The organism is Streptosporangium jomthongense (assembly GCF_042650425.1).
GTDB lineage: Bacteria > Actinomycetota > Actinomycetes > Streptosporangiales > Streptosporangiaceae > Streptosporangium.
Map to the genome: position 1 here is coordinate 1 of NZ_JBHSBC010000015.1, position 16,362 is coordinate 16,362.

The following is a 16,362-nucleotide window of genomic DNA, read 5'->3' on the forward strand; positions in this document are numbered from 1 at the left end:
ACGGCGGAGGCGTTGCGCGAGGCTGCCAACAGATGTCCTTCCGGGAGGCACGGATGGAATCGACTGCGCGCATGCCAAACGCCCCGGAAGGATCCGGGGACGTGAGCGGACAGCGCGAGGGCAGCAGAATAGCGCAAATGACAAACGGGACACCACATTTACTATGAGCGTCAACCTCTCTGCCGGGGTCAGTCTTTCACGGCGGAATCGGCCTCGTCAATTCGCCGGTGCGATGTCCATGGCACTCTGGACGGTTCGTGGCCGTAGAACCGATGCGCATGTGAGATCGTCTCGTCATGGACTTCCTTGACGACTATCTCGGGGGTGTGCGGGCGCGAGGAGCGGTGTTCTGCCGCTCGGTGGTCGAACCGCCGTGGAACGTCCGGTTCACCGGGCCGGTCCCGCTCGGCCTGGTCACCGTGCTCACCGGGGACGCCTGGATCCTCATGGACGGTTCGGCGCCGGAGCCGCTGCGCAGGGGAGACGTCGCGCTGGTCCGGGGCGGCAGGCCGTTCTCCGTCGCCGACGACCCGGCCACCCCACCCCAGATCGTCATCGAGGACGAGACCACCTGTCACACGGTCGGCGACGGGCCGGTGCTGGACGCCGACGACCTCGTCCTCGGTCCCCGGACCTGCGGGCTCAGCGACGAGGCGACCGGCACGTTCGTCGTCGCCGGGTATCCGATCCGGGGCGACGTCGGCGACCGGCTGCTGCGCTCCCTGCCGGACCTGGCGATCGTCCAGGGCGGCCAGGACCTGGCGCCGCTGCTCGGCCTGCTGGCCGTCGAGATCGTCAGTGAGGAACCGGGGCAGCAGATCGTCCTCGACCGGCTGCTCGACACGCTGCTGGTCAAGGCGTTGCGCTGCTGGTTCGCCCGCCCCGACGCCGAACCCCCGGCCGGATACCGTGCGCTGGCCGATCCGCGCGTCGGGCGTGTGCTGCGCGCCTTGCGTGACGATCCCGGCCGTCCCTGGACGGTCGCGAGCATGGCGGGGGAGGCCGGGCTGTCACGGGCCGCGTTCGCCCGGGTGTTCACCGAACTGGTCGGGACGCCGCCCATGGCGTACGTGACCGAGTGGCGGATGACCCTGGCCGCCGACATGCTTCGCGAGAACGGCGCGAGCGTGGCGTCGGTCGCCCGCCGCGTCGGCTACTCCGACGGGTTCGCGTTCAGCAACGCCTTCAAGCGCGTCCGTGGCCGTTCACCCGGCGCCCTCCTGGCCGAGGCGCGCCGTTCCTGACCCCGTTCAGGACCTCCACGCTCCGGCGGCGGCCGCCTCCTCGGCGAAGTCACCGAAGGAACGCGGTGCCCGTCCCAGGGCGCGGTACACGCCGTCGGCGACGCGTTCGCCGGCCCCGCGGGCCAGCTCCTCCATCAGGTCGGCGACGGCCTCGACGGTCCCCTCGGGGTATCCCTGCCCGGCCAGCGCGGCGGCGTAGGTCTCCCGGCTGACCGGGACATAGCGGGCCCGGTGGCCCGACACGCGGGAGACGGTGGCGGCGACGTCGCCGAAGGAGAGCGCCTCGGGGCCGGTCAGCTCATAGGTCTGACCGGCGTGCCCGTCACCGGTGAGCGCGGCGACGGCGACGTCGGCGATGTCGGCCACGTCGACGAACGCCTCACGGCCCTCACCGGCGGGCAGCGCGAGCTCACCGGACATGATCGGTTCGAGCAGGAAGTCCTCGCTGAAGTTCTGCGCGAACCAGGCCGCCCGCAGGATCGTCCACTCCGGGACCGCGTCGCGCACCGATTTCTCGAACGCCTCCTGCTCCGGGTGCGCCCGGCCGTCCTCCCCGCGCGCCGACAGCAGGACGATCCGCCGGACGCCCGCCTCGGCCGCGCGGTGGGCGAAGGCGGTGACGGCGGCCGGGTCGACGAACTCGGCCATCGGGACGAGGTAGACGGCCCGCACGCCGTCCAGCGCGGGACCCCAGGTCTCCGGAGCGCCGTAGTCGAACAGGGTGCCGGTCGTGCGGGAGGCGACGCGTACGGGAATCTCCAGGTCGCGCAGGCGGGCGACCACACGGCGGCCGGTCTTGCCGCGGCCGCCCAGGACGAGAATCGGTGCTTGGCTCATGACACCATCACACCGTCTTCGGTGAGACGATCACATGGTCGTACGGCTCACACGCATGTGAGTTCGTCTCACCGGAGACCTCAGCCGAGCTCGTAGTCGAGGTGGTAGGAGTGGACGCCGTCCCTGTTGACGATGCCTCCTGTGCCGCGGACGCCCGTCAGTTCGCCGGTGCCCGAATCGGGCAGGACGTCCCAGGTCAGGGCGGACTCTCCCGCGTGCGCCGTGGCGTTGTGGTGCAGGACGAAGGTGCCCTTGCGGCCGTGCAGGGTTCCGCTGAAGCGTTCGAAGCCCGCGTAGGCCGCCGAGTCCTCGACCCGGGCCACCGCCGTGATGATGTCGGTGGTGCTGGTGCCCACAAGGTCTCCGGAGAAGGTCTTGGTCACGTGGACGAGGGAGAGCGTCGCGCCCTCGGCCTCGTCGTAGGTCTCCGGCTCCCAGCTGTCCAGAGTGAATGTGCCGTCCGCGCGGGGCATGGGGATCTCCTTGCTCGTCCGAGGTACGGTCCCCATCGTGCCGCCCGTACCTGTCATCTTCTGTCAGCTATGACGCCGTGGGTCAGGACAGGCTCCACCGGTCCATGTTCCAGGTGATGGTCGACTGGGCCGGGTTCGGCACGACGTTGCCGATCTTCTCGTCCCACGCGCTCAGGCTCGCGTGCTGGAAGAGCGGAATGGTGGCCACGTCCTCCCACAACTGCTTCTCGATCTCTCCGATGATGGGGATCTGCGCGTTCAGGTCGACGGTCGCGTTCAGCTTCCTGATGAGCCGGTCGACCCTTCTGCTCGAATAACAGCCGTTGTTGTTGCCCTTGCTCTCCCCGTCACACCTCACGGGCGTGGTGTAGGTGGAGGCCCAGCCGCTGACCAGGGCCGAAGCCGACCAGGCGAACAGCGCGACGTCGTAGCCGTTGGCGGGCATCACGGTGCCGAAGAAGTCGTCGGATCCCTTGTCGACGACCTTGAAGCCCGCCTTGTCACAGGCGTTGATGATCAGTTGCACCTCGACCGTGCGCCGCGGGTTCGGGGTCTGGTAGCCGATCTTGACCTCCACCCCGGTCTTGCCCGCCTCGGCCACCAGGGCCCTGGCGCCTTCGATGTCCTGCTTCCCGTAGACCCCCGCACCGCCCGAGGCGGCGATGACCGCCGCGGCGTTGGCCTGGAACGGCGCCACGTTGCGGATCTCCAGGGGTTTGGCGTTCGGGATCACCGGCTTGATCAGGCTGTCGACGATGAGTTGCCTGGGCACGCACTTGGCGAAGGCCTGGCGCAGTCTCTTGTCCTTGAAGGGGCTTGAGTCGACGTTGAAGTCCAGGTGTTCGTAGGTGTACTGGTCGGCGACGTTGACCTTGACGCCCTTGATCTGCCTCAGTTCCTTGAGCACGCCGGGTCCCGGCTGCGGCTCGATGATCTGGACCTCCCGGTCGTGCAGGGCCTCGGCCTGCTCGTCGAGGGTGATGAAGCGCTCGATGATGGTCGGGGTCGCCGCCGGGGTGCCCCACCACCTGTCGTTGGCGACGAGGGTCAGGGACTGTCCCGTGTCCATCTTGGAGAGCTTGTAGGGGCCGGAGGACGGGATCAGCTCGGCGGGGGGAAGCGAGACCTCGGAGACCCAGCCGTCGTTGAAGAACTTGATGGCCTTTTCGAGCTTCTTCGCGTCACGCGCCTTGACGGCCGCGATGAACTCGTCCTCGGACAGGCCGCCCTGCCTCTCCACGACGTGGGCGGGCAGCAGTTCGGTCGCGCCGGGCCCGCCCGCGATCCAGTCGGCGAAGGGCTTGTCGTAGACGAGGGAGAAACTCCTGCCGCCCTTCTCGCACGCGGGCAGCCTGGTGTCCTCGACGCCGGTCGTGCCGGAGGTGGAGAAGCCCTTGATCTTCCCGGACTTGAACCCCCACCACAGCAGCACGTCGTCGCAGTCGATCGGGGTGCCGTCGGACCAGACGGCCTTGTCGCTGATCGTGTACTCGACCGTCAGCGGGTCGTCCGAGGTCTTGACGTAGCGGCCGAAGTCCCTGTCGGGGGTGATCTCGCCGTTCTCCCCGTAGAACCAGAAGCCGGTCAGGACGCGTTGCAGCGGTCCGGCGTTGCGTGTGGCGTTCTCGGCGGCGGTGTTGTTGTTGTAGGAGTGGAACTCCTGCTCATAGGCATAGGTGATGCTCCTGGCCCCCGAAGAGACCGGCTCCGAGGTGGCCGGTCCGGAGTCGCCGACTCCGCAGGCGCCCAGCATGAGCATCCCCCCGACCAGCGCTGACAGGAACCTGCCAGACCTCCGCGCATGGAACACGCTAGAACTCCTTAGTAGCCCGGCGCGCTCGCTCGCCGACCTCGGTCGAGCAAAGCTGAACACCATCCCATATTTCCGACAAGTGGGACGAGCCGGGTGTTGTACATCTGAGACAGGTCATCTCTCTTATGGCCTGATTCTTGCGGATATTGGCTCTTGGGCCACTCGTGGGCCCGACAAACCACCCTCCATGATGGGCCACATGACAACCACCCCTCTTCGCACGCGCACGCGTGGGGTGCATCGCGCCTGGATCGTGGCGGGAGTCGCGTTCGTAGCGATCCTCGGCGCCGCCGGGTTCCGAGCGACCCCCGGCGTGCTGATCACCCCCCTGCAGGAGGAGTTCGGCTGGTCACGCGGCACGATCTCGCTGGCCGTCTCGGTCAACCTCATGCTGTACGGCCTCACCGCCCCCTTCGCCGCCGCCCTCATGGACCGCTTCGGCATGCGCAGGGTCGTGTCGTGCGCGCTGCTGCTCGTCGCGGCGGGCAGCGGCCTGACCATCCTGATGAACGCCCCCTGGCAGCTCGTCCTGTGCTGGGGCGTGCTGGTCGGGCTGGGCACCGGCTCGATGGCCCTGGTCTTCGCCGCCACGCTCACCGACCGCTGGTTCGTCCGTCACCGGGGTCTCGTCACCGGCGTCCTCACCGCGGGCGGCGCGACCGGGCAGCTCGTCTTCCTGCCCGTCCTGGCCTCCCTGGCCCAGACCTCGGGATGGCGTACGGCCTCGGCCACGGTGGCCGGGGCGGCCCTGGTCGTCGTCCCCCTCGTGTGGTTCCTGTTGCGCGACCACCCGGCGGAGGCGGGCACGACCGCCCTGGGCGCCGACCCCCGGGACCCTGCTCCGGTGCCCGGTCCCACGACCAGGGGTGGGGCCGCGGCACGGGCCCTGGCCGTACTGGGGCGAGCGGCCCGCACCCGGTCCTTCTGGCTGCTCGCCGGAGGGTTCGCGATCTGCGGGATGAGCACGAACGGCCTGGTCGGCACGCACTTCATCCCCGCGGCCCACGACCACGGCATGTCGGAACCGGTCGCGGCCGGACTGCTCGCGGTCATCGGGATCTTCGACGTCGTCGGGACGATCGCCTCGGGCTGGCTGAGTGACCGGGTGGACTCCAGAGTCCTGCTCGGCGTCTACTACGCGCTGCGCGGACTGTCACTGATGGTGCTGCCCAGCCTGTTCTCGGCGACGGCCGAGCCCAGCATGCTCGTCTTCATCATCTTCTACGGCCTCGACTGGGTCGCGACCGTGCCGCCCACGGTCGCGCTGTGCCGCCAGGTCTACGGGGCCGACGCCCCGGTGGTCTTCGGCTGGGTCTTCGCCTCCCACCAGGTGGGCGCGGCCATCGCCGCGGTGGGCGCGGGACTCACCCGCGACCTGTTCGGCGCCTACGACCTCGCCTGGTACGTCGCGGGCGCCCTGTGCCTGGTCGCCGCCCTCATGTCGGTCTCCGTCGTGGCCGCCAGGGCCTCCGAGAGGAACACCGTCTCCGTCTAGGGAGCGGAGAGGGCATGCTTGGAGGGTGAGTGAGACGGAAGTGAGCGGTCAGAGGGTGCTCCCGCTGGTGGTGCGGATCGAGCGGGCTGACCCGCCACGGCGCACCGACGCCCTTGAGGCGGCGGCGCTCGCCGTGCTCACGCTGCTCGACGACCCCCGCGCGGCGGACGGCGGCGAGTGGGCCGAACAGGTCAAGGCGTGGGAGACCCTCGGGATCAGGAAGGTCGTACGGCGCGCCCGCGGCGCCGAGTGGCGCCGGGTGCTCGACCTGCCCGGCATCACCGTCACCTCGGGCACCGCGGAGGTCCGGGTCCACCCTCCGGTCCCGCTCGACGACTGGCCCAGAGACCTGTCCAGGCTCCAGGTCTCCGGCACCGACCTGACCGACCCCGAGGAGCCGGGCCCCGCGCCGGACGGGGACGCGCTGCTCTGGGTCAATCCCACCCTGGAGATGTCGGCGGGCAAGACCATGGCCCAGGTGGGACACGCCGCCCAGCTCGCCTGGTGGGGGAGCGACGAGGCGGCCAGACGGTCCTGGCGTGAACGGGGCCTGACCTGCGCGGTGCGCACCGCCGAGACCGGGCGGTGGGCCGGGCTGACCGGTTCCGGCCTGCCCACGGTCAGGGACGCCGGGTTCACCGAGATCGCGCCCGGCTCGTGCACGGTCGTCGCGGACGCGCCGTGGCTACGCGGGGAAGGCTTCCGCCCGGCCGCCTCCGGCCCTCTCAGGTCAGCCTGACGACGTCGGCGAGCACACCCCCCTCGGGGGTCAGCCGCCAAGCCGCCGGGCTGTCGTAGACCACCAGCAGGTGCTCGTCGTCGAGCATGGTCATTCCCTCCGCGTGGTCGTCGCCGTCGCCGTAGGGCAGGTCCATCACCAGCCGGGGATCGTGCTCGACGGACGGCGTCTCCCCCGGGGTCCAGCGCAGCAGCCGTACCGGGCCGTCGAGATCCATGGTCGGCCCCGCCAGGATCATCAGGTCCCCCTGGTGCGGGCACAGGTCCCGGATGCCGAGACCGCCGAGGTTCAGGAAGTGCATCCGGTACGGCTCGCCGTCGATCGGGGCCGGCAGCAGCCGTTCGGGGCGGCGCGGGTCGCTCTCGGGACGGATCTCGAGCAGTACGGCCCAGCCGCGCAGCACGGGCCCGCGCAGGCCGACGAAGACGCGCTCGCCGAGCACCGCGATGCCCTCGATGTCCAGGCCGTTGTCCTTGCCGGGGATCTTCAGGAAGGGAGCGAGGTAGGGGTCGTCGGCCATCAGGTCGGCCAGGTTCCTGCCGCGTCCCGACAGGATCGCCGCGGTGCGGGCGCCGTCCGCGCGGACCGGCCGCGAACCGACGAGCGGCAACCGCATGAGGACGTAGCGGTTCTCCTCGCGTACGAGGCTGCCGAGCCTGCGCAGGGACTTGCCGACGGGGTGGTCCCGCTTGACACGCTTCCGCTTGAGGCTGTGCGAGCCGATCGCCCACAACCAGCCGTCGGCCCTGGCCAGTCCCTCGATGTCGGCCTCGTCGTCGGGACCCGCGGGCAGGTCGACGAAGTCGGCCAGGGCGTAGGTGCGCTGGTCGTCGTAGCGGCCCTCACGGAGGGTCAGGTACTCCAGGGTCGCGGTCTCGTCACCCGCGAGCCAGAGGCCCGTGCCGTCGGAGCGGACGGCGGACAGGTTCGTGTGGGTCCTCGCGTCACGGGAGGTGACATGGAAACGGAGTTCTACCCGGCGTTCTGCAAGCACGGTGGCATCATGGCAGGAAGGTGCAAGAAGGGGCATATCGGACTGAAGAGCGGGAGGGTACTCGTTCCCTAAGTGTGATGGGGATCGTGCACGAGAAAACCGGATTTGTCGTACGCTCCCGATCGTGCTCGATGGGGTGGGTGGGACTGAGGTGACCCGGGAAACGGGTGCCGTACCGACGCGTGCGACCGACGGGACGGACCCGTCAGAGCCGCGGAGGACGTCCGTCCCCGGCCCGCCGAGGCCGCCGAAGCGCTCCCGCATCGGCGACCTGTCGATGCGCGTCGTCTACCGGATGCTGGCCGTGGCCGTGGTGGTGGTCGTCACCGTCGTGGCCGTCGTGGCCGCCCTGGTCCTCTCCGGCACCTCCGAACGACCGGGCGAGGGGCGGTCGGGGCAGGTCGCCGCGCCACCTGCCGCGACGCCCTCGCCCGGTTCCAGCTCCCCGCAGGCCTCGCCGGTCGCCTCCCCGGCGGTCCTGGCCGGTGAGGGGACCGTCGCCTCCGCCTCTCCCTCGGCCTCTCCTTCCGCCTCTTCTTCGGCCGCGGAGACCTCGACGGCGTCACCCTCTCCCTTGTCCTCGTCCTCGCCGATGTCCTCACCGACCGCGTTGGAGGAGGTCGCGCGTGACCGGAGCGCGGTCGTGGCGGCCCTCGCCGATCACCGCGTCCCCGACCTGCCGCGCAACAAGAAGCTCGCCCGGCTGCCCGGCAAGGCCCACAAGGGCAAGCGTCTGCTGAAGGACCGCAGGGCGGGCGTCTGGCTCGCCAGGCTGGGCAAGCCGTGGAAGATCTTCGGGGCCGCGCCGTTCTCGACCAAGCAGGTCCTGCCGAAGGTCAAGGGGGCGCCCGTCAGGGCGATGCTCGTCAGCTGCCCGGTGCCCATCCAGGCGCAGCGCCACGCCAAGGACACCGCGCTGCTGGCCGCCCGATGGACGCTCAACCACCACCCCAAGGGCTCCAGGATCTCCTGGTTCGCCTCGCAGCCGATCAAGAAGGGGTGGCTGCTCGCCTACAAGGTGAAGTACAAGGTCAAGGGCAAGGCCCGCTTCTCGGTGGCCGCCGTCGCCGTGACGCGGGGTTCCGGCCCACGGCCCGCCATGGTCTTCGTGACCGTCCCCGACACCCAGCGCGCCTACTGGCGCGACATCAACACCGCGGTCTCCTCCATCAGGCCGAAGTAACGGACGTCCCGCGGGACGCTAGGCTCGGTCGGCGTGACCCGGATCGTTCTCGCCTCCGCCTCTCCCGCCCGCCTCGCCCTGCTCCGCAGCGCCGGGCTCGACCCCAAGGTGATCGTCAGCGGGGTGGACGAGGAGGCCGTGACCGCGGACAGTCCGGCCGAACTCTGCCTGGCCCTGGCCGTGGCCAAGGCGTCGGTCGTCGCGCGTGACCTCACCTCCGGCCTCGTCGTCGGCTGCGACTCGGTGCTCGAACTGGACGGTCGGGCGTACGGCAAGCCGGCCTCGCCGCAGGAGGCCGTCGCCCGCTGGAAGTCCATGCGCGGCCGTCAGGGGCGGCTGCTCACCGGCCACTGCGTGATCGACGCCTCCGACGGCCGGCAGGTCGCGGAGGTGGGGGCGACCGTCGTGCGCTTCGGGAACCCCGGCGACGAGGAGATCGCCGCCTACGTGGCCACCGGCGAACCTCTGCGGGTGGCGGGCGCCTTCACGCTGGACGGTCCGGGAGGCTGGTTCGTCGAGGGCATCGACGGCGACCACGGCAACGTCCTGGGCATCTCCCTGCCCCTCCTGCGCCGCCTTCTCGGCGAACTCGGCGTCTCCGTTCCCACCCTCTGGCAGTCCTGATCCCTCTCCGAGCCGGAAGCGTCGCGCGGCGATCCGCCGATGCCGCTAATCTTCCGGCATGGGTCATTTCCGCTCCTTCGTGGACGGTGCCGGGTTCTTCTTCCAGGGACTGCGCTGGGTCGCGAGGAACCCCCGCTGGTGGCTGTTCGGGCTGATCCCCGCCCTGATCGTCTTCATCCTCTACGCGGCAGGGCTCTACTGGCTCGGCACCCACGCCACCGACATCGCCGAATGGGCGACGCCGTTCGCCTCGGGATGGGCGCACGCGGCGCAGACGGCCCTGCGGACCCTGGTCGGCCTGGCGATCTTCGGCGCCGGGCTGGTCCTGTTCGTGGTGACCTTCACCGCGGTGACGCTGATCGTCGGTGAACCCTTCTACGAGAAGCTCTCCGAACGGGTCGAGCTGTCCTACGGCGACCTGCCCGCCGGGCCCGACCTTCCGCTGTGGAAGACGATCCCCAGGTCGATCAGGGACAGCCTCATCACCCTGTGGTACGTGCTGCTGTTCACCGTTCCGCTGTTCTTCCTCGGTTTCGTCCCGGTGGTCGGGCAGACGGTCGTGCCGGTGCTCGGCGCCCTGGTCTCGGGCTTCTTCCTGACCGTGGAACTGACCGCGCTGGCCATGGAGCGCAGGGGCATGGCGCGTAAGGAGCGCTTCGCGGTCCTGCGCCGGAACAAGATGCGCGCCCTCGGGTTCGGCGTGCTGATCTTCCTGATCTTCCTCATCCCGCTGGCCTCCGTCGTGGCGATGCCCGCGGCGGTGGCGGGTGCGGCGGTCATGGTCAGGTCACGGCTGGGCGTGTCAGGGCCCGCCACGGGCGCTCCGGAGATCCACGAGAGGGCCTGAACCCGGGGTCTGAGCCCGCTCGGCCGGAGGCCGCGGCGGCGCAACCCTGGCTTTCTGCTCAAACGGGATAACGGGGCCTGTGGGCAACCGGCGGCCACCCTCTCGTTGTCCACAGAACCGCGTTCGGTCGCCTGGCGGGGCGGGAAGCGAACGATGCTTTCCGCCATGACAACCGACGTTCCCGCTCCGCCCACCCCCTCCTCCCCGACGCCCGGCCTCCTGCTCGCCTCCACGCAGGACGTCCTCGGCGCGGTGCCCTACCTCGTGGGCTTCCACCCCTCGGACAGCCTGGTCGTCATCGGGCTGAAGGGCAGGCCTCCCCGCTGCAGGCTGCATCTCACCGTCCGCTGGGACCTGCCCCTCGCCCCTCCCGGTCCCGGCAGGCTCCTGCCGCTGCTGGCGGAGGAGGGCATCACCCAGGTCATCGTCGTCGGGTACGGCCCCGGCACGCTGGTGACCCCGGCCGTGGACCTGGCCGTCGGGCTGTTTCGCCGGTCGGGCGTCACGGTGGTCGACGCGCTGCGGGCCGAGGACGGCCGCTACTGGTCCTACACGTGCTCCCGCGCCGGCTGCTGTCCCGCCGACGGCACGCCGTACGACCGCGAGACGGGTGTCGTGGCGACCAAGGCGATCGTGCACGGCCTGGTCGCGCTGCCCGACAGGCAGACCCTGGAGCGTTCCCTCGACCCCGTGGACGGTGCGGCGCGCCTGGCCGTACGCCGCGCGACCGCACGCGTCACGCGGGAGCTGAGGGCCGCGCTCACCGGGAGCGACGACCCCGGAGGGCTCGCCGCGGAGTTCGTCGCCGACGGGGTGGCGCGGGTGCGTTCGGCGATCGCCCTGCACGCCTCCGGCGGGCGGCTGTCCGACGAGGAGGCGGTCAGGCTGGGCTTCGCCCTCGCGGTGGTCCGGATCCGCGACGAGGCGTGGGCGCTGATCACCGACCACGCCGCGGCCGTCCCGCCGGGCGCCCCGATGAGCGTCCCCGACGCCTGTGCCGGGCTGTGGCGTGACCTCACCCGCAGGCTGGAGCCGAGGTTCGTGCCTCCGGTCGCGTCCCTGCTGGGCGCCGCGGCCTGGTGCCGGGGCGACTCCGCTCTGGCGGGCATCGCACTCTCCCGCGCGTGTGAGATCGACCCGGGTTACTCGATGGCCAATCTGCTCATGTGCGCGTTACGGCACATGCTTCCACCACGGGTGCTCAGAGAGAGGATGCCCGGCCCGCAGGAACTCGACAGAGAGATGGGGGCTCCCCGCATGGCCTGGCTGCTGCCGATGATCGCGTTACTGGAGGAGCCTGAGGTCTCCGCGGAGTGACCCGCTCAACCCTCGGCGCGCTTGCGCCGCTCGTTGTAGGCCCGCATCCGGGCGGGATAGCCGGTCAGTTGCACGTCGTAGACCGGGAGGGCGAGGTCGCGGGCCACCTTCTTGATCACCGCGGGCGAGCCGACCCGGCGGCGTGTCCACTCGCCGTCGTCCGCGATCGCCATCGCGGTGGTGTCGGTCGCGAATGTCTCGGGCTCGACATAGAACTCGACACCCTGGCGTGACTTCGCGAAGGCGATGAGCGCCTCGACGTCGGAGTCGGTTGCCTCTCGGTCGAACTTGGCGATCTTCGGCCCACGCAGACGCCTTAAACCATAGCGATCACGCCATCTCATGCCTCCTTGTATACATCCCCTGGTCCTTTCATGGTGAAAGCCCAGGGTGGACTCTAAGGGACATCCAAGGGTTCACCCGGATGGACCAGCCAAAAGTTGTCACTGAATATTGGATCGACGGCTGAAACGAAAGGTATGTCGGTTCTATGACAGGCACAGTGACACCGGCGGCGGGCCCATGGCACGGCGGCGCACCCCTTTCCAGCCCCGGATTCGAGCACGCCGGGCTCCGGGTGAGCAACCAGGACCGGGAACAGGTGGTCGAGCACCTCAAGGCCGCCTACGCCGAGGGACGTCTTGACAAGATCGAGTTCGACGACAGGCTCGGGCGGGCGATGACGGCCCGCGTCCACGCCGACCTCATGCCGATCATGCACGAGCTGTACGGCTCACGCCCGCCCATGCCCGCGCCGTACCCGTTCACGCAGGCGGCGCCGGTCCACCACCGGGCAGGGGAGCTCACGGGAGGAGACCGGCTGGGGGCGGCGGCCGCGCACCTGCTCCCGTTGACCGGCCTGCTCGCGATCGGCCCGTTGATCATGATGCTGACCGCGGGCAAGACCTCGCCCTATGTCCGCAGGCACGCGGTCGAGGCGCTCAACTTCCAGCTCACCCTGCTCGGCGTGACCGTGCTGCTGGCCATCACGGTCGTGGGCACGGTCCTGCTGCCGGTGGTCTGGCTCGGGGGCATGGCGCTCTCGGTGATCGGAGGCATGGCGGCGCTGGGTGAGGGCGGTTTCCACTATCCGTTCACGATGCGGCCGGTGAGGTAGACGGCCGGGCTCACCTGGCCAGCACCTCGTATCTGACGCGCATGACTCCGGCGTTGACGCTGCCGATCGCGGAGAAGGCGGCCCTTGACAGGTCGAGGCAGCGCCCGCCGATGTAGGGACCCCGGTCGTTGATCCTGACCGTGACCGACTCGCCGTTGGCGGGGTTGGTGACCCGGACCCTGCTGCCCATGGGGAGGGTTTTGTGCGCGGCGGTCATCGCGTTCGGGTTGAACCGCTCACCGCTGGCGGTCATCTGTCCCTCCGCGTAGTAGGACGCGCCACAGGATCCGCTTGAGATCACACGAGCCCTGGGTTTCGCGGCCTTCTTGGTTCTTCTCGGGGCGCTGTCGGTCACCCGGGCGGCGGTGGGGGAGGGGGAGGGTGACGTGCTCGTCCCCTCGGCGGGGGAGCCGGGGGAGGGCGAGCCCTGAGGGGCGGTCGCTGTGCCGGAGGGGGGTACGGCGGGGCCCGAGGGGGACGCGTCAGGGGCGGCCGGGGAGGCACCGGGGGCGCCGGGGGAGGGGGCGGTGCCGGCGGCGGTTCCAGGGGGTCGGGGGGTGTCCTGGGGCTGAGGGGCGCTCTGCCGGGCACCGGTGAGGGCGACGGTCGTCGCCAGGCGGGCGTCGTCTCCGCTGGAGACCGCCCATGCGGTCGCGGAGATCACGGCGACCACGGTGACGCCCGCCGCCAGGGCGGCGATCCGCCGTCTGTTGTGAGGAGGGCTCTTCGGGGAAGTGGGGGAGGGGGTGTGTGAGTGCAGGCCCAAGGGAAACCACGGTCCAAGGTAGGGAGCGGGGCAGGGGACCGTATGGGGGCGGAGGGGGCGGGGAGCGCACCGGCCGGTCCCGTCGGCGGGGTGCAGGGGTGCTTCCCGCCGTGACGTGGGCCGACCATATGCGACAAAGAGGAAGTAAAGCCACGTTAATGGGACATAAAGTGATTTATGTCACTTTCTATGATAAATGATAATGAAAGTGCTGATGATCGCCGTTTCTGGGCGCGCGGGGCTGGGCCAGGGCGGAATCGTGATCCACGACGGTCTCCGGGCCCGGTGATCTCTCGAACGACCTTCCCAGGCCGGGAAAAGAGAATTGATCACCGCGTCGTCCCCGGTGGGAGCCCATGTCAGGCGGTACGAGAAGTGCGGGCCGGGAAATCACAGGAAACGCGGTCGTTCCATCGGCCTCTTGCGCAACAAAGGTTTTCCGGTGCCCCAGAAATCCCACCACGCCCGAACGAGCGGCCCGGATCCGATGCCCCGGAAACCCCGTCACGCCCCAACGGGGCCCGGATCGAATGACCCACGGGCCGGAAACGGCACACGGCGACGACCGCGAACACAACGACGGAAAGCCGCCGAAGACCGGAACGCGCCGGGACGTCGTCTCAGAACATGAGGGTGCGCACGGTCTCCACCGTGTCGGCCTGGGCGGCGCCCTTGTCCGGGCGGTAACGCAGGACCCGGGCGAAGCGCAGCGCCATCCCCCCGGGATAGCGGCTGGACCGCTGGACGCCGTCGAAGGCGATCTCGACGACCAGTTCGGGACGGACCGGGACCACCCAGCCGTCCGCCGGGCCGTCGGCGAGTGAGAGGAGGCGCTCGGTCTGCCAGGCGAGCAGTTCGTCGGTCAGCCCCTTGAAGGTCTTGCCGAGCATGACGAACCCGCCCGTCACGGGGTCACGGGCCCCCAGGTGCAGGTTGGACAGCCGCCCCTCACGGCGGCCGTGCCCCCACTCGGCGGCCAGGACGACCAGGTCGAGGGTGTGCCGGGGCTTCACCTTGACCCAGCCCGCCCCACGTCTGCCCGCCGCGTACGGCGCCAGCAGAGACTTGACCACCACCCCCTCGTGGCCTCCCCTGATCACGTCCTGGTAGAACTCCTCGGCGCTTTCTGCGTCCTCGGTGACCAGCCGGGGGGTCACCAGCTCCGGGGGGAGGGCCCCGGCCAGGGCCGCGTGCCTGACCTGGCCGGGCTGGTCGAGCAGGTCGGCGCCGTCGACCCGCAGCGCGTCGAAGAAGAACACGCTCAGCGGGGTCCTGCCGCGCACCGCGGCGACGTCGGTGCGGCTGGAGACGCGGCCCGAGGTGATCTGGAAGGGCTCGGGACGGCCGTCGGGGCGCAGCGCGATGACCTCGCCGTCCAGCACCAGGTCCTGGGAGGGCAGAGCGCCGACCGCCTCGGCCACCTCGGGAACCTGGGCGGTGATGTCGTCGAGCGTCCGGGTGAAGACGGACACCGTGTCGCCGGAACGGTGGGCCTGGATCCGTATGCCGTCCAGCTTCCACTCGACGGCGGCGGGGGCGCCGACCCTGCCGAGGGCGGCGGCCACGGAGGTGGCGCTCTGCGCCAGCATCGGTGCGACCGGGCGGCCGACCTCCAGGCGGAAGGCGCGCAGCGCCTCGACCCCGCCGCCGAGGGCGGCGGCCCCGACGGCGGGCAGCCAGCCGCGCAGCGTCAGCGCCCGCCTGACCTCCGTGGCCGGGACCTCGGCCGCCTTGGCGATCGCCTCGACCATCACCCCGTCGAGCGCGCCCTGCCGCAGCTCACCGCGGAGCAGCCGGGACAGGAACGCCTGCTCCTGGCGGGTGGCGGCGCCGAACAGCTCGGTGACCAGGGCCCTGCGCGCGGACTGGGAGCCGGGGCCCGCCTGGGCCTTGATGCGGTCGAGGAGGCCGTCCACCTGCCGCAGGGTCGCGGTCGCCGCCAGGCGTGGGTCGGGCGGATCCTGCAGGCTCGCCCAGCCGACGCCGACGTTGCGCTGGGGCAGTTCTCCCGAGAGGTAGGCGATGGCGATCTCCGCCTCGCCGGGACCGGTCCTGCCGAGAAACTCCGCCAGATGACGGATCTTCGCGAGCCTGGCGGGGTCGGCGGACACCGCCGCGGAGGTGCGGACAAGGTCGATCAGCAGCACGGGTTCAGCCTATGAGCCACCGGTGACATTTCACCGACGCGGGTCCGGCCTTTTCGGCGCGCCGAGGCCTCTCCGCACGCGACCGGAGCCCGGGCCGGCATGGGAACGGGCCGCCCCGGAAGGGGACGGCCCGTTCACGGGTTCGTGTGGGGTCAGCTGACGCCGAGCAGGTCCACGACGAAGATGAGCGTCTCGCCCGGCTTGATGCGGGCGCCCGCGCCGCGGTTGCCGTAGCCGAGGTGCGGCGGGATGGTGAGACGGCGGTGGCCGCCGACCTTCATGCCCGCGACGCCCTGGTCCCAGCCGGCGATGACCCGGCCGCCACCGAGCGGGAACTGGAAGGCTTCGCCACGGTTCCAGGAGGCGTCGAACTCCTCGCCGGTGGAGAAGGCGACGCCGACATAGTGCACGCTGACCTGGTGGCCCGACTTGGCCTCAGGACCGTCTCCTTCGATGAGATCGACGATCTGCAGTTCCGCGGGCGGCGCGCCCTCCGGGAAGTCGATCTCAGGCTTCTCCAGTGCCACGTTGGTCTCCTTGGTTGGGTGCGCGTCGGTTGATGCACGCCGGCCGCTTTCCGGTCGGCCGAACGACTCTACGGGGTCCGGCCGACATATGAGATGCGGGGGGACGGACACCTCGCGATCATCGCCGTGACCTCGGCGGGAGGTGCCGCGACGGCCAACGGTGTGCCGTGCGCGCCGCGATCGGCGTGGGGGCGGGCGCTCCGGGCCGTCCGTTCAGGCGGCTGACGCATAATGCCGGA

General features: G+C 70.5%; 16 protein-coding genes. 8 read left to right on the forward strand and 8 right to left on the reverse strand.

All coding sequences use genetic code 11. The features are described from left to right. Window positions 1-296 precede the first annotated feature (296 nt). Window positions 297-1,244 carry an AraC family transcriptional regulator gene (locus ACFOYY_RS17105; RefSeq protein ID WP_386190277.1) on the forward strand — a complete coding sequence of 316 codons (948 nt, stop codon included), beginning with the start codon at window positions 297-299 and terminating at the stop codon, window positions 1,242-1,244. 6 nt (window positions 1,245-1,250) lie between these two features. On the opposite strand, the gene ACFOYY_RS17110 is transcribed toward ACFOYY_RS17105, so the two are convergent. The 3 genes from ACFOYY_RS17110 to ACFOYY_RS17120 all read right to left on the reverse strand — a co-directional run bounded on the left by ACFOYY_RS17110 (window position 1,251) and on the right by ACFOYY_RS17120 (window position 4,364). Next, window positions 1,251-2,081, reverse strand: a complete 831-nt coding sequence (locus ACFOYY_RS17110) for an NmrA family NAD(P)-binding protein (protein ID WP_386190278.1) — start codon at window positions 2,079-2,081, stop codon at window positions 1,251-1,253. Window positions 2,082-2,161: 80 nt separating this feature from the next. After that, window positions 2,162-2,554 carry a DUF3224 domain-containing protein gene (locus ACFOYY_RS17115; protein ID WP_352015937.1) on the reverse strand — a complete coding sequence of 131 codons (393 nt, stop codon included), beginning with the start codon at window positions 2,552-2,554 and terminating at the stop codon, window positions 2,162-2,164. 82 nt (window positions 2,555-2,636) lie between these two features. Next, window positions 2,637-4,364 (reverse strand): ABC transporter family substrate-binding protein, encoded by a 1,728-nt coding sequence (locus ACFOYY_RS17120; RefSeq protein ID WP_386190279.1) that lies wholly within the window; start codon window positions 4,362-4,364, stop codon window positions 2,637-2,639. A gap of 202 nt (window positions 4,365-4,566) precedes the next feature. On the opposite strand from ACFOYY_RS17120, the gene ACFOYY_RS17125 reads away from it, so the two are divergent. Both ACFOYY_RS17125 and ACFOYY_RS17130 read left to right on the forward strand, forming a co-directional pair. Beyond that, window positions 4,567-5,862, forward strand: coding sequence for an MFS transporter (locus tag ACFOYY_RS17125; protein ID WP_352015935.1), 1,296 nt, complete (start codon window positions 4,567-4,569; stop codon window positions 5,860-5,862). Between the two features lie 25 nt (window positions 5,863-5,887). Then, window positions 5,888-6,601 (forward strand): aminoacyl-tRNA hydrolase, encoded by a 714-nt coding sequence (locus ACFOYY_RS17130; protein WP_362781714.1) that lies wholly within the window; start codon window positions 5,888-5,890, stop codon window positions 6,599-6,601. On the opposite strand, the gene ACFOYY_RS17135 is transcribed toward ACFOYY_RS17130, so the two are convergent. Further along, the gene (locus ACFOYY_RS17135) at window positions 6,588-7,595 is read right to left on the reverse strand and encodes a DUF3616 domain-containing protein (protein WP_362781716.1); all 1,008 of its coding nucleotides are present in this window, start codon (window positions 7,593-7,595) and stop codon (window positions 6,588-6,590) included. The two genes, ACFOYY_RS17130 and ACFOYY_RS17135, sit on opposite strands and share 14 nt — an antisense overlap. Window positions 7,596-7,746: 151 nt before the next feature. Here ACFOYY_RS17135 and ACFOYY_RS17140 point away from each other — a divergent pair, with 151 nt between their 5' ends. From ACFOYY_RS17140 to ACFOYY_RS17155, 4 genes are all read left to right on the forward strand, one after another. Further along, window positions 7,747-8,778: a hypothetical protein gene (locus ACFOYY_RS17140; RefSeq protein WP_352015932.1), complete on the forward strand. Its 1,032-nt coding sequence runs from the start codon at window positions 7,747-7,749 to the stop codon at window positions 8,776-8,778. A 33-nt stretch (window positions 8,779-8,811) separates the two neighbouring features. Continuing rightward, the gene (locus ACFOYY_RS17145) at window positions 8,812-9,402 is read left to right on the forward strand and encodes a Maf family protein (protein ID WP_352015931.1); all 591 of its coding nucleotides are present in this window, start codon (window positions 8,812-8,814) and stop codon (window positions 9,400-9,402) included. A gap of 58 nt (window positions 9,403-9,460) precedes the next feature. Then, window positions 9,461-10,249 (forward strand): EI24 domain-containing protein, encoded by a 789-nt coding sequence (locus ACFOYY_RS17150; RefSeq protein ID WP_352015930.1) that lies wholly within the window; start codon window positions 9,461-9,463, stop codon window positions 10,247-10,249. Window positions 10,250-10,414: 165 nt separating this feature from the next. Then, window positions 10,415-11,566, forward strand: coding sequence for a DUF4192 domain-containing protein (locus ACFOYY_RS17155; RefSeq protein ID WP_362781721.1), 1,152 nt, complete (start codon window positions 10,415-10,417; stop codon window positions 11,564-11,566). Window positions 11,567-11,571: 5 nt separating this feature from the next. Here ACFOYY_RS17155 and ACFOYY_RS17160 read toward each other — a convergent pair whose 3' ends face one another. After that, complete coding sequence (locus ACFOYY_RS17160; protein WP_352015928.1) at window positions 11,572-11,910, reverse strand: hypothetical protein; 339 nt, start codon at window positions 11,908-11,910, stop codon at window positions 11,572-11,574. A 146-nt stretch (window positions 11,911-12,056) separates the two neighbouring features. Between ACFOYY_RS17160 and ACFOYY_RS17165 the strand changes: the two genes are divergently transcribed. Continuing rightward, window positions 12,057-12,683: a DUF1707 and DUF4870 domain-containing protein gene (locus ACFOYY_RS17165; protein WP_386190280.1), complete on the forward strand. Its 627-nt coding sequence runs from the start codon at window positions 12,057-12,059 to the stop codon at window positions 12,681-12,683. Between the two features lie 10 nt (window positions 12,684-12,693). Here the strand turns inward: ACFOYY_RS17165 and ACFOYY_RS17170 are convergent, their stop codons facing one another. From ACFOYY_RS17170 to ACFOYY_RS17180, 3 genes are all read right to left on the reverse strand, one after another. Then, window positions 12,694-13,449 carry a septal ring lytic transglycosylase RlpA family protein gene (locus ACFOYY_RS17170; RefSeq protein ID WP_386190281.1) on the reverse strand — a complete coding sequence of 252 codons (756 nt, stop codon included), beginning with the start codon at window positions 13,447-13,449 and terminating at the stop codon, window positions 12,694-12,696. A gap of 620 nt (window positions 13,450-14,069) precedes the next feature. Then, window positions 14,070-15,596 carry an ATP-dependent DNA ligase gene (locus ACFOYY_RS17175; RefSeq protein ID WP_386190282.1) on the reverse strand — a complete coding sequence of 509 codons (1,527 nt, stop codon included), beginning with the start codon at window positions 15,594-15,596 and terminating at the stop codon, window positions 14,070-14,072. A gap of 152 nt (window positions 15,597-15,748) precedes the next feature. After that, entirely contained in the window at window positions 15,749-16,123 is a 375-nt protein-coding gene (locus ACFOYY_RS17180) for an FKBP-type peptidyl-prolyl cis-trans isomerase (RefSeq protein ID WP_386190283.1), read from the reverse strand. Window positions 16,124-16,362 lie beyond the last annotated feature (239 nt).